Origin of the sequence: Methylobacter sp., assembly GCF_004322395.1 — a bacterium.
In the GTDB taxonomy this organism is placed as follows: domain Bacteria; phylum Pseudomonadota; class Gammaproteobacteria; order Methylococcales; family Methylomonadaceae; genus Methylobacter_A.
Map to the genome: position 1 here is coordinate 36,009 of NZ_SCTW01000045.1, position 12,938 is coordinate 48,946.

Genomic DNA, 12,938 nt, shown 5'->3' on the forward strand with positions numbered 1-12,938 from the left:
CAATTATAAAGAAATTCTTCTATGCTTAAATTTCTATTGTATTAACGGAGAGGTCTATGTCCATTAAGAATTGGTCGGCTGAAGATCGGCCTAGAGAAAAACTATTGCAACGCGGCTCAGCCGCATTAACCGATGCAGAACTGCTGGCTATTTTTTTGCGCACCGGTTCGCCAGGCAAATCAGCGGTTGATCTGGCTCGTGAGCTGCTCACCGATTTTGGCTCCCTCAACGCTTTATTAGGCTCCGACCAGCAACACTTTTGCCGTGGTAAAGGCTTGGGCGAGGCCACTTATGTTCAGCTCCAGGCCGTATTGGAAATGGCGCGGCGGCATTTTAAAGAAACTTTGCAGCGCGGCAATGCGCTAACTAGTCCGGAAATTACCCGTTCTTATCTCAGCGCACAACTGAGAGGCTACACTTATGAAGTATTTGCCTGTTTATTCCTCGATAACCAACACCGGGTCATACAACTGGATGAATTATTCAAAGGGACGATAGACGGCGCAAGCGTTTACCCTAGAGAAGTAGCCAAGCAGGCGCTACGCCATAATGCGGCGGCGGTCATTTTTGCCCATAATCACCCGTCCGGCATTTCCGAGCCCAGTCAGGCTGATAAACATATAACCGAAAAACTTAAGCAGACATTGGCCTTGTTTGATATACGGGTGCTGGATCATTTTATTATCGGTGACGGGCAGCCTTATTCGTTCGCGGAGCATGGACTATTGTAAGACGGAGTAAATTTAACCGGTTTACAGACGGCTATGTATTGCCGGCATTCAGGAATAACCGGTGCGCAATTTCCGCCAAGCTTTCCTCGTCCTTATCCGCCAAAATTCTAACCAGCTGTTAGATAATGCAATTAAATAAATGGCATTTTTTATGCTGACAAATAAAGTGTCTGAATAACTTAATTTTGAGAAATACAGATGTAATTTTTGCTGCTTCAGTTTTATTGAAATGGCTTTATTTAGGATGTACGGAACAATAGGAAACTGATATTCGCCTTTAATAATAAAAATGTCAGCCGATAATGAAATCAAGAATGTTGCTGACATGACTGACGATTGCAAGCATAAATTTAACACATTCACCTTGAGGATATCGCCATGAAAAGCATAGGATGGATATTTGATATTATTGTTCAACTCACATTAATGGTAGTGCTATTCTTCAACCGGAAGACCTATTTACACTGTATTGACCTTGACAGCTAATTGGCAAGCGAGCGCATGGCGTGTGAGTTTTTTAATAAATGTAGCTGACCAGTCTCTGATTTTTTCAAAGACTGGTGCAGCCATAGACTTGAAGTCTTTATTATCGAAAAGCGCTACTCAACTGATTATTTCAGTCTGATAGCGAAGAATTCGAATATTTGGAGACCAGTAATCAGGCAATAACCCGGCTTTTCGCTTTAACTGCCTCAAAAACTGTTCCGGCTCCGGCAATGACTCCCATACCGACGGTAAAAACGTGCCGCGCCGATGCCCTTCTTCCAAAATCAAGCCGTCAATGCCGGGCTGCAATTGGGATAGTAAATCCTGTTCCGAACTAAACACTACCGGACTCGCGGGCGTGAGTATCGACAAATGCACATCCAAATCGTCGAACTCATAGGCTTCCAGCGGTGGAAACCTCGGATCTCTAAACGCTGCCGAATACGCATTCTCGGCAATATCGTGGGCAAGCGGTCTGATCGGCTCTAACATGCCGATACAACCGCGCAATTGCTGATTTATTTGTAAGGTAGTAAAGGTGGCACGCAATTCGGTCAATTCTGCCGGATAATCATCCAAGTCGACTTTTATCGGCCGACCTGTTTGCAGTCCGTGCCAAATGGAGTCTTTCGCCAAAGTTATTAAGCGTTGCTGATTTATTTCATTCAATGACATAAGCACCGTAACCTACCACACGGCTTTTATCGCCCGCCGTATCCCCGGAATTACGCAGATCGACAGTTTTAATTGATAACATTTTTTTCCTGGCCAATTTCAGCAACCCGCTGACCGGCACTTTACCGCAAGCCGACTCAAAGCCGAGCTGCTCATATTGCAGTTGTTCTATACTCTGGCTGGTCGCTTTATCCATCTGCTGAGCCGTTGCATAATCATGGTAATGGCTCAGGTCCGAGCTGATTACAACCAGTGTTTCATCGCCGCCCCATAGCGCCTCAAGCACTTGGCTGACTTGCTCCGGCGACGCTTCGCCTGCAACGATGGGTACGATTTTAAAGTTATCCAGCACTTCCTGTAAAAAAGGCAGATGCACTTCCAGACTATGCTCATAGGTATGAGCTTGCTCAATGTATTCGACAAAAGGCAGTTTCACTATAGCCTGCACTGCCGACTGATCTACCAGAACCTTACCCAAAGGCGTGGTGAATGTTTCTGATCTGCTCACCGCCAAACCCCTGAAAGCAACCCGGTGCGAAGGACCGATCAGCACGACACGGGTTATTTTATCATGAGCATTTTTTAAGCTTGCATAAGCGCTTGCCGCGATCGGGCCGGAATAAATATAACCGGCATGAGGCACAATCATAGCTTTGGGGATTTTTTGATGGATTTCAGCAGCATTCAAAAACCGATCCAGCATCAGATGGAGCTGCTCTGGATTTGCAGGGTAAAAAGAACCTGCTACAGCGGGTTGTCTAGTCATTTAGCATGTCCTGTTATTTAATCCGTACAACTGTATGGAACAGAGCAACGGATTAGAGATAACTTCTGCGGGATAAGTCATTTTCGGAAAAACTCTGATGGCGGCTCTGATGTCTCAGACCGTAAGATAGTAACACTTAATTGTTACCGGGTTATTAATAAATCATTCTGGTACAAAACGCCTTTTTCAATGGCCCGAAATAATAGAGTCAACGCCATCCGATAGCCATACGTATCATTACTTACATGTACGAAAATCATTTATTTTATTCTGTCGATAAGTCATGCTAGAAAATGAACATCTTAATCGCAATATCGATAATTTGCCCTGTTGTTGCATGAGCAAATCGGCGATTAATCAGTGAAATCGGGAGAATGATGATGACTGAATTTATTAGCAAAGACACCGTAAAAACCCGCTACTGGCATGTCCTGAAAGACGGCCGCATACAATGCGACCTCTGCCCCAGGTTTTGTAAATTGCACACCGGCCAGCGCGGCCTGTGTTTTGTCAGGCAGAATCTGGACGATCAGATCGTGATGACCAGTTACGGACGTTCCAGCGGCTTTGCGATTGACCCTATCGAAAAGAAACCGCTGAACCATTTTCTACCCGGCACTTCGGTATTTTCTTTCGGCACCGCCGGCTGCAACCTGGCCTGCAATTTTTGCCAGAACTGGGACATCAGCAAATCACGGGAAATGGACACCCTGATGAGCAAGGCATCGCCCGATGCAATTGCACAGGCGGCACGAGATAACGGTTGCCACAGCGTCGCTTATACCTATAACGATCCGGTGGTTTTCCATGAATATGCGATCGATACCGCCCAAGCCTGCCGGGACCTGGGCATAAAATCGGTCGCGGTATCCGCAGGCTATGTTTGCGCGGAGCCTAGAGCCGAGTTTTATCAATATATGGATGCGGCCAATATTGATTTAAAAGCCTTTACCGAGCATTTTTATTACAAAATTGCCGGCGGGCATCTGGATCCGGTATTGGAAACGATTAAATATATCAAACATGAAACATCGGTCTGGCTGGAGCTAACCACGCTGATCATTCCTGACGAGAACGATTCGGAAGCAGAGTTGGAAGCCATGACCCAATGGGTCATCGAGAATCTGGGGCCGGATGTGCCGATGCACTTTACTGCGTTTCACCCGGACTGGAAAATGCGCAACAAGCCCTCCACTCCGCTTTCATCGTTATTGCTGGCCCGGCAGATCGCGTTAAAAAACGGGATACGTTATGCCTATGTCGGCAATGTGCATGACAAAGCCGAACAGAGCACCTATTGCCACAGTTGCAAGAAGCTGCTGATAGGCCGAGATTGGTATGAATTGTCCGACTGGAATCTGGACGCGTCAGGGAATTGCCGCTTTTGCGGCGAACATTGTGCGGGGGTATTCGCTCCAAAACCGGGGAACTGGGGAGCTAAACGAAAAGCGGTTGCTATGGGATGATGAAATGAAGCTCAATTAGTTACTGATGTTACGCATGCGCATGATAAAAAGTGTCGTCCACGAAAGACACGAAAATATTTAAAATACCTCGTTCCCACACTCCGGCACTCATCGTTATACACAAGTCTCTGCGGGCTGTCGTCATTTCGAAAGTCCCTGACCTGGCGTTAGGTGAGAAACGTGCCGATAGGCAGACCTTCCAGGTTTTAAAAACCTGGAAGGTCTAACCGGCAACGTTCCGAACAGGCGGGACGTTTCGAACGGAGCCTGTCCTAAGCGTAGACGATGGCTTATCTTGGAGTATGTGAATGAATGCCGGGTATGACGCTGTCCGCGACAAATCTACAGCTGATATTTTTTCGTGTCTTTCGTGCTTTTCGTGGACAATACGTAAGCCCTATTCCGCTCAATAAAGCGATTTGCTCCGCTCAGTCAAGCGAACCATATCATTCATCACGCCCTCCAAGCCGCCGTAAACATTCAGCGTATTGATCCGGCCGGTGATTTTTTCCAATATCTCCAGCTCTTTTAACCGCAACAACACGGGGTTGCCTTCCATGACTTTCGCGGTGTTATGCAAAGAGCGCGTGGCCTGGGTTTCTTCCTGACGCTTGATTAAATTCGCTTCGGCGAGTTTTTGCGCCTCAACCACTTGGGTCAATATCGCTTTCATTTCACCGGGCAAGACAATATCGCGCGCTCCGACGGTTTTTACTTCAATGCCATAAACGGCCGCTTTTTCAGAAACAATCGCTAACACCTGCGTGTTCAAGGAGTTTTTATCGGCCAACAACTCATCCAACGTTTGCGTGCTGACAACGGTTCGCAACGCCAATTGCAATTCGCGGTACAAATAATCCTTGGCATCGGCCAACTCGGCTTTAACCACTTCGGCTTGTTTAATCTGCCAGGTTGCCGACAAATTCACCCGTAAACTCACGCGGTCTTTAGTCAAAATTTCCTGGCCATTGACTTCCATGTTTTGCAATCGGCCATCGAATAACGTCACGGCGATATTGCGATTAAACCTCCACCAAACATGCGTGCCCGACTTTAATGTCGCGACCGTTTCTCCGTCCACCGTCAAAAAACCCAGGTGATTTTCCGGCACTGTCGCTACGACTATCGCTCTCAAAGCGGCACACCGCAACATATCTTCTTTGGCATTCGCCAACAAGGCCGCCAATTTTTTGGGTACGGTAAAGTCCTGGCTGATGTCCAGCTTATCTACATGTATCTCTTGCTGAGTTTTCCAGTAAGCGCCGCGTTGTCCGGGAGCTTTTATGTCTTTTAGAACATTTTTTTGATAAACCAGACCGACTTCCTGCTCGCCTGTTTCCCATTGCGTCAGCACCTCGGCGAACGCATCCGGATGTAATTGGGCCAAGTGCAGCAAGTCTTTGTCAATCTCTTCCTGTAAAGTATTGGTCAGGGTGACTATATGAACGTGGTATTGATCGAACCAATCCCAAAATCTATAGACACCGGCGGATAATATTTTTGAAAATTGCCGCTCTTTGAACAACAAACCTTTTTGCGTTTCCGCGATGATTATTTTTTTGATTAAACGCATTGTTACCTCCTTAAAATTAAAGTGATAAAGCCTCCGCACAGCCACCGGCTCCAAGCTTTATGGCGAGCGGGCAAACCCACGCCAGCTGTTTGCGCACCCGTCAGACCCGGCCCAAAGGCGTTGTCTGTGCTGATGTCCGGCGACCGTGACGTGACGACAGACCAACCGCATCTGCTACACGCAACCGCCGCCTTCAATCGGGAGGCCCTATCTGATGCCCTTTCGGGCTTTGCTTTTCAAGCTACCTTGGCAGGGTAGTTTCACTAGCCGGATTCGAACCGGCTACACACTGATTAATAGTCAGTTGCTCTACCAGATTGAGCTATAGTGAAGCTGCCAGTTGGATTCGAACCAACGACCTACCGATAATCTCGGTTGCTCTACCGGGCTGAGCTATGGCAGCGTTATTTGACACCGTCTCAACACCGATACGCAGATTGCCTACAAGGTTTGCGTCAGTCAGGCGTTCTGAACCTGATCCGCTGGTGTTGTTGGTATGTCAAATTCTTGTTTGCGTTGCCTATGCTTTGCGGCAACGCCGAATATATTTATCCTAAAAAATCAATTGGAACGTGTGGAAACCGTTCGTACTGAGCCCTCTCCAGCGGGAGAGGGTTGGGTGAGGGGAAATCAAAATCAAGGAAAAATGCTTGTTTTTATCCCCTCATCCCAACCTTCTCCCTGAGGGAGAAGGAGCTCGCAATCTTAAACCCTACCCCTTTCAATAGGCTCAGAGCGAACGGGATTTTAGTGTGCTCAACTGCATGTTTTGGATTTATCCCTTAACACAAACCACTTGTTTCAAGGTATGCACGATTTCAACCAAATCCGCCTGCGCCGCCATGACCGCATCAATAGGCTTGTAGGCCGAAGGCGTTTCATCAATCACCGCTTCATCTTTACGGCATTCCACACCTGCCGTGGCTTGAATATGCTGGGCCAAAGACACCAGCTTTTTCGCTTGGGTGCGCGACATAACCCGCCCTGCACCGTGGCTGCAACTACAAAAACTTTCTTCGTTGCCCAAGCCGCGCACGATGAATGATTTGGCGCCCATGCTCCCAGGAATAATGCCCATCTCGCCCAGCTTGGCGCTGACCGCGCCTTTCCGGGTAACCAGCACGTTTTTATCGTAATGATGCTCGCGGCTGATATAGTTGTGATGGCAGTTCACCGCTTCCAGCTCAGCGCTAAACGGTACCGGCAACACATCCCGCATTGCGCTTAACACGTTGTTCATCATGATTACCCGATTAGCCAGCGCAAAATCCTGCGCCCAGCCCACCGCTTCCAGATAGTTTTTAAAATGCTCGCTGCCTTCGGGAATGTAGGCCAAATCTTTATCGGGCAGATGGATAAACCAGCGTTCCATATCTTTTTTAGCCAGCTCGATAAAATGCGTACCGATCCGGTTGCCGACACCGCGCGAACCGCTATGCAGCATCACCCACACCGCATCTGCCTCATCCAGGCAAATCTCGATAAAATGGTTGCCTGTTCCCAAGGTACCCAAGTGATTCAGGTTGTTGGTGTTTTTCAAGCATGGGTGTTTTTCGCACAAGCGTTGAAAACCCTCGCTTAGCGGCAGCCATGCCTGCACAACGTCTTCAGGCGCTTGCCCCCAGCTCCCGGTATCGCGTCCTTTAAAATTGGCAACGCGGCCATGCGGCACCCGTTTTTCAATCTCGCTTCGTAACGCGGTCAACGAATCGGGCAAATGCGCGGCGGTTAAGCTGGTTTTAGTCGCCATCATGCCGCAGCCTAAATCCACGCCAACGGCAGCAGGAATCACCGCGCCGACGGTAGGAATGACGCTGCCGATCGTCGCGCCTTTACCCAAATGGACATCGGGCATTACCGCGATCCATTTGTGAATAAACGGCAGCCCGGCGATATTCAGCAATTGTTGCCTGGAGTTTTCATCAAAGCTTACGCCGCGTGTCCATGCCTTAATAGGATGTTGGCCTTGTTGGTGTAAGACTTCGTAGGAACTAGTCATGGTTGAGATTCCTTGAGTTTGTTTACTAACTGATGTTACGCAGTTAGCCAAAGGAGTCGCTAGTGCGACAGTTATTTGAATCGGGGTCTCGCCCCCGAGGGCGAGTTACTTTCTTTTGCTCCGCCAAAAGAAAGTAACCAAAGAAAAGGCGGCCCGGTTGCCGCTTGCTTCCTGCGTTCCTCGCTTTCACCGGGGGTTGCCAGAAGGGCCATCCCTGGCCCTCTGGCAACGCGCTGCATCCATGCAGCGCCCCTACGGGCTGTTCCCGCCGAAAGCTCCGGTACTCGGCGCGGCATACGGGATTCAATCCGTGCTATTGTCACTAACCTTCCGCTCGTTCCCACGCGCTGCGCCACAAGTTGAGCTCATCCTTGCTCTACATCCAGGCAGTGCAACAAACAGGATAAAAACTATCTGTCCGTAACATCAGTTACTAACGATTTGTTTACAGCAAGGCCTGTGCCAAATCGCATGCCATTGGCTGGACCACCTTTAATCATGAGGGATTGAGCTTAAATTGCTCAGCTAGAGTAGATTTACATCTCCCAAGAAGCTAAACTCCAAGTAAATTTTATTATCGATATAGATACCGGATTATCAAAATGGATACAGTCATCATCGGCATTTTAGGATCTCGCCTGGATCACGGCGGTTTGGGTAGCAGACGGCACGAACGCTGGCGGCCCAGCATCTCGCTATTGATGCACGACAACTTGCCCGTCGATGAGTTTGTGTTGATTTATCACCGCGAAGAACAACAGCTCGCCACGTTGACGCTCGACGACATGGCGGCCCTGTCTCCGCAAATACGGCTGACGTCGTATCAAGTCGATTACGAAAACCCTTGGGACTTTGAACAGGTTTACAGCCAGCTGCACGAATTCACCCGCAGCTATCCTTTCGATCCCGAGCAGCATGATTATTATGTCCACATCACGACCGGCACTCATGTCGCGCAAATCTGCTTGTATCTGTTGACCGAAGCCAACTACATTCCGGCCAAGTTGCTGCAAACCTCGCCAAGCAAAGAAGGCGTACAAGGTTGTTATCAAGTCATCGATCTGGATTTATCGCGTTACGATCAAATCGCCTCGCGCTTTGCCCGTGAAGCCCAAGACGGCATCGCTTATTTAAAAGGCGGTATAGCGACTCACAATCCTGCATTTAATAATCTGATTTCCCAACTGGAACATGTATCGATCAAATCGTCGGCACCGATGTTATTAACCGGCCCGACAGGCGCGGGAAAATCGCGCTTGGCAAAACGCATTTACGAGCTGAAAAAACAGCGCGGCCTGGTAACGGGGAAATTGGTTGAAGTCAATTGCGCGATCCTGCGCGGCGATAACGCGATGTCGGCTTTATTCGGCCATGTGCGAGGCGCTTATACCGGCGCGATGAATCAGCGCATGGGCTTATTGCGCGAAGCCGATAAAGGCTTGCTGTTTTTAGACGAAATCGGCGAATTGGGTCTGGACGAGCAAGCCATGCTGTTGCGCGCCATTGAAGATAAAGTGTTTATGCCGTTGGGCAGTGACCGGGAAGTCGGTAGCGATTTTCAATTGATAGCCGGGACTAACCGCGACTTGTTTGAGCAAGTACAGCAGGGGCAGTTTCGTGAAGATTTATTGGCTCGGATTAATTTATGGACTTATCAACTACCCTCGCTAAAGCAGCGCATCGAAGATTTAGAACCTAATATTGAACACGAGCTGCAACAATTCACCACTAAGGCAGGCTATAAAGTCAGTTTTAACAAAGCCGCACGCGAGCAATATTTAAAATTTGCGCGTTCAGCGCAGGCGCTATGGAGAGCGAATTTTCGGGATTTAAATTCCAGCATTACCCGCATGGCAACCTTGGCAACCGGCGGGCGCATTACCGAAGAACTGGTGAGCGAAGAAATCGGCCGCTTGCAGTACGCATGGTCCGGTTTCGGGCAACAATCGCCGGTTGACGATGGACTTGCCGGCGTATTGTCGGCGCAAGCCTTGGCAGAGCTGGATTTATTCGGCCGCTTGCAACTTGCCGAAGTAGTGCGCGTATGCCGTGCCAGCCGCAGCTTAGCCGAAGCGGGACGGGTTTTGTTCAATCATAGCCGCACCCAAAAAGCCAGCGCCAACGACTCGCACCGGCTTAAGCAATATTTGCAGAAGTTTGGCTTGGAGTTTCAGGCTATTGTAAAAAGTTCGTAACCGTTTAGTTCAATGCCACGCACAGCTAAACAATGTCAAAATCGACCATGAAAGATAATTATTACATTGTTTTTTATGCTTTACTTGTACAAAACCAACATTGAACGCTAATTGACAGGATTATTACTAATGCTCCGGACTTATACAAATGATTGAGCTGGAAAACTTCAAGCTTCTGGGTATTGCATTAGCAATAGGTTTGCTAATCGGCCTGGAGCGTGGCTGGCGTACCCGTGACTTGAATGAAGGTATGCGGGTTGCCGGGCTGCGTACCTACGGGATGATTAGCTTGTTGGGAGGTTTATCGGGCATTCTGGCTCAACAGGTAGATATTTATTTTATCGGCTTTGCTTTTCTGGGACTGACATCAATCTTGCTGCTTGCTTATAGCAAAAGCCTCGATGAATTTAAAGACTTCAGCATCACCGGCACCATAGCATCGCTGATTACCTTTACGTTGGGTGCGCTAACCGTTTTCGGCCACATTACGCTTGCGGCCGCGAGTGCCGTGGTGATTACCGCATTGCTCGGTTTTAAGCCCTTGCTCCACGGTTGGGTGAAAAAACTGGAGCAGTACGAATTGCATGCAACGCTGAAATTGTTGTTGATATCGGTCGTCATGCTACCGATACTGCCGGACCAGAACTATGGTCCTTGGGCCGCTTTTAATCCCTATCATATCTGGTGGATGGTTGTACTGATTGCCGGTATTTCCTATCTGGGCTATTTTGCGATCAAGATTGTCGGCAATCAGCAAGGACCGGTTTTGACCGGCGCATTGGGAGGACTGGTATCTTCTACAGCCGTTACTCTTAATCTATCGAAGTTATCAACGCAGTGTCCACACATGGAAAATGTGCTGGCTGCCGGTATTTTAACAGCCTGCGCTACCATGTTTGCACGCACTCTTCTGTTAACTTCGGTTATGAACCCGACATTATTCCTGGTACTGTTCCCTGCCTTGCTGATAATGTCCATTTTTACCTACCTTGTTGCTTATCTGTTATGGCAAAGAGAGCGGGGCTTCCAAAACATTGAAGAAATAAAACTGGAAAACCCTTTCCAATTAGGCATGGCGCTAAAGTTCGGGGCATTTCTGGTCGTTATCATGTTCCTATCCAAACTGCTAAAAGTTTATTTCGGCGATATGGGCGCCTATTTTCTAGCTGCAACCTCCGGTTTGGCGGATGTTGATCCTATTACTCTTTCGATATCGCAAATGAGCAATGATGGATTGGACGTCAGTGTCGCCGCCAACGCAATTCTTATTGCAGTATCCGTTAATTCAGGCGTTAAAAGTATTTTTTCATGGGTTATCGGCAGTCGGGCCTTGGCGCTCAGAGTCGGAGGTGCTTTGGTGGGAGCCGTTGTCGCAGGCTTATTGATCGCGCAGTAGCTAAGGATTTCGTCAAAAATTCAGGTTCGTTCTCACACCGACTACCCATGCCTCCTTCGGCCCGGGCAGGTTCACTGCCGGTAGGGGGCCCGCACCCAATAGGTTCGCTCCGGTCAAGGCCGAATCAATATACTGTACGTCAGCGGTTACATGCAGCCAAGGTGTCAGGGCGGCATTATAAAATGCTTCAAAACCGGTTTCGTCATGGATCCCCAGCCGGTTGATCAAGGGTTCATTGCTTGCGCCCAGCGCATAGCCGCCTAATCCCCAATTGTCATCGGGCCGCCAGGATCCCACACCGACACCGCCGATACCGAAAGCGAAATTCCATTTGATAGGATTGGGATGACCATCAGATACCCCGGCACGCACGAAAGGTCCCCATCCTCCCTTCGAATCGCCTTGAATATATTGATGGGCGTTATAGTAAAGAGCCCATGTGTCTGCGTTGGTCTTGACGGCCTCCCCGGTTCTTAAGAGTGACGCCAGTTGCAAACGGGGGTCAGTGCCGAAATCGAGCTTCTTCCGGTCGAAGCCATAAACGAAACCTGCTGTTTGCTTTCCGGGCAAACCGGCAAGGGTATGACTGACCTGCCATTCGGTCATAAAAGTCGTTCCTTTGTCCCGTTCGAAGGGATTATAGCCCGCTGTTTCTTCAGCATTAATAAAACCCGCTGTTCCGATAATATTTTTATTCGGCAGAAAAATTGCCGTTGCTCCTAATGTTGTCAACAACGGTGCTGCGGCGCCAATGACCGGCGAAACACGCATCCCTATATTCATAAAATGGGAACGGGAGCGTAGCGATCCGGCAAATTCATTCTTGTCTCCATCCGCGACGTTAATCAGGCCGAATGCCACCCCGAACTGTTTCGACAAAAACTGGGCATAAGTCAATTCAGTGAGCGCCAGGACGTCTTGGTTTGAATGCCTCGGCACGGCTGGAGATATAGCATCGCCGTTGGTCGGCATGAGACTGCCGGACCGAATCCCAATCGAATCGCCGACTCGTCCCTCCCCGCGCACCGTCAGGAAACCGCCTTGCCAAAGCCCTGCTTTGCCGGTATCCACCTTTAACAGCATGTTGAACATTGCATCGCTTTCCGTCTCGCTAATACCCGGCAACAATTCGCTGATGCGATTGCCGGGGGATTTACTTAGCAGCGATCCATCATAACCACCGGAAGCAACGTGCTGGGTCACTTGGGTAGCATCCAGATCCAGCGTCACACCTTTTTCAGCCATCTCATTACGAATGCCTCTCCAATCGCCGGTTAGTTTGGATCGCGAAAGAAGATCCCCGGAAAAATTTGTCTCGTCGGCGGTCTCGTCACATTGAGCGGCATTACTCAATGCTATTGAACTCAATAATGCGATTTTAATGATCGTACGCATAGTTAATGCCCTGTTTTAAAATCCATTCAATGAAACAGCTTTATGGGATTGTGAAAAAATTAAATTAGAAAACTGATGTTACGCACAGATAATATTTCTCCCGTTTGCCGCGCCGAGCACCGGAGCTTTTGTCGAAAACAGCCCGTGAGGGGTGCGGCAGGGAGGCCGCACGTCAGCAGAGGGGCAGGAGCCCCTTCTGCTGACCCTCGACAAAAGCGAGGAGCACAGGAACAAAGCGGCAACCGGGTCGCCTTTT

Annotated in this window: 10 protein-coding genes and 2 tRNA genes; 5 read left to right on the forward strand and 7 right to left on the reverse strand. The window is 48.9% G+C overall.

What is annotated here, in order from left to right; all coding sequences use genetic code 11:
* Window positions 1–56 precede the first annotated feature (56 nt).
* The gene (radC, locus tag EPO18_RS06570) at window positions 57–731 is read left to right on the forward strand and encodes a RadC family protein (RefSeq protein WP_292432249.1); all 675 of its coding nucleotides are present in this window, start codon (window positions 57–59) and stop codon (window positions 729–731) included.
* Between the two features lie 603 nt (window positions 732–1,334).
* On the opposite strand, the gene amrA is transcribed toward radC, so the two are convergent.
* Together amrA and amrB are read right to left on the reverse strand one after the other, a co-directional pair.
* Complete coding sequence (amrA, locus tag EPO18_RS06575; RefSeq protein WP_292432252.1) at window positions 1,335–1,892, reverse strand: AmmeMemoRadiSam system protein A; 558 nt, start codon at window positions 1,890–1,892, stop codon at window positions 1,335–1,337.
* Window positions 1,879–2,658, reverse strand: a complete 780-nt coding sequence (amrB, locus tag EPO18_RS06580) for an AmmeMemoRadiSam system protein B (RefSeq protein WP_292432255.1) — start codon at window positions 2,656–2,658, stop codon at window positions 1,879–1,881. Before amrB ends, amrA begins: the two co-directional genes overlap by 14 nt.
* Window positions 2,659–3,038: 380 nt before the next feature.
* On the opposite strand from amrB, the gene amrS reads away from it, so the two are divergent.
* A complete protein-coding gene (gene amrS / locus EPO18_RS06585) occupies window positions 3,039–4,124 on the forward strand; it encodes an AmmeMemoRadiSam system radical SAM enzyme (protein ID WP_292432257.1) in 1,086 nt (361 codons plus the stop codon).
* A gap of 406 nt (window positions 4,125–4,530) precedes the next feature.
* Here amrS and EPO18_RS06590 read toward each other — a convergent pair whose 3' ends face one another.
* From EPO18_RS06590 to EPO18_RS06605, 4 genes are all read right to left on the reverse strand, one after another.
* Window positions 4,531–5,697, reverse strand: coding sequence for a slipin family protein (locus tag EPO18_RS06590; RefSeq protein WP_292432260.1), 1,167 nt, complete (start codon window positions 5,695–5,697; stop codon window positions 4,531–4,533).
* 258 nt (window positions 5,698–5,955) lie between these two features.
* A tRNA-Asn gene (locus EPO18_RS06595) sits at window positions 5,956–6,029 on the reverse strand.
* Window positions 6,029–6,100 (reverse strand) — tRNA-Asn (locus EPO18_RS06600). The genes EPO18_RS06595 and EPO18_RS06600 overlap by 1 nt, the downstream gene beginning before the upstream one ends.
* A gap of 372 nt (window positions 6,101–6,472) precedes the next feature.
* On the reverse strand, window positions 6,473–7,696 hold the full coding sequence (locus EPO18_RS06605) for an RtcB family protein (protein ID WP_292432262.1): 1,224 nt from the start codon (window positions 7,694–7,696) through the stop codon (window positions 6,473–6,475).
* 602 nt (window positions 7,697–8,298) lie between these two features.
* Between EPO18_RS06605 and rtcR the strand changes: the two genes are divergently transcribed.
* Window positions 8,299–9,891: an RNA repair transcriptional activator RtcR gene (gene rtcR, locus EPO18_RS06610; RefSeq protein WP_292432265.1), complete on the forward strand. Its 1,593-nt coding sequence runs from the start codon at window positions 8,299–8,301 to the stop codon at window positions 9,889–9,891.
* Window positions 9,892–10,039: 148 nt separating this feature from the next.
* Window positions 10,040–11,287: an MgtC/SapB family protein gene (locus EPO18_RS06615; RefSeq protein ID WP_292432268.1), complete on the forward strand. Its 1,248-nt coding sequence runs from the start codon at window positions 10,040–10,042 to the stop codon at window positions 11,285–11,287.
* A 12-nt stretch (window positions 11,288–11,299) separates the two neighbouring features.
* Here the strand turns inward: EPO18_RS06615 and EPO18_RS06620 are convergent, their stop codons facing one another.
* Window positions 11,300–12,682, reverse strand: a complete 1,383-nt coding sequence (locus EPO18_RS06620) for a carbohydrate porin (RefSeq protein WP_292432271.1) — start codon at window positions 12,680–12,682, stop codon at window positions 11,300–11,302.
* A gap of 75 nt (window positions 12,683–12,757) precedes the next feature.
* On the opposite strand from EPO18_RS06620, the gene EPO18_RS06625 reads away from it, so the two are divergent.
* A partial coding sequence (locus EPO18_RS06625; RefSeq protein ID WP_292432274.1) for a hypothetical protein occupies window positions 12,758–12,938 on the forward strand: 181 nt, incomplete at its 3' end.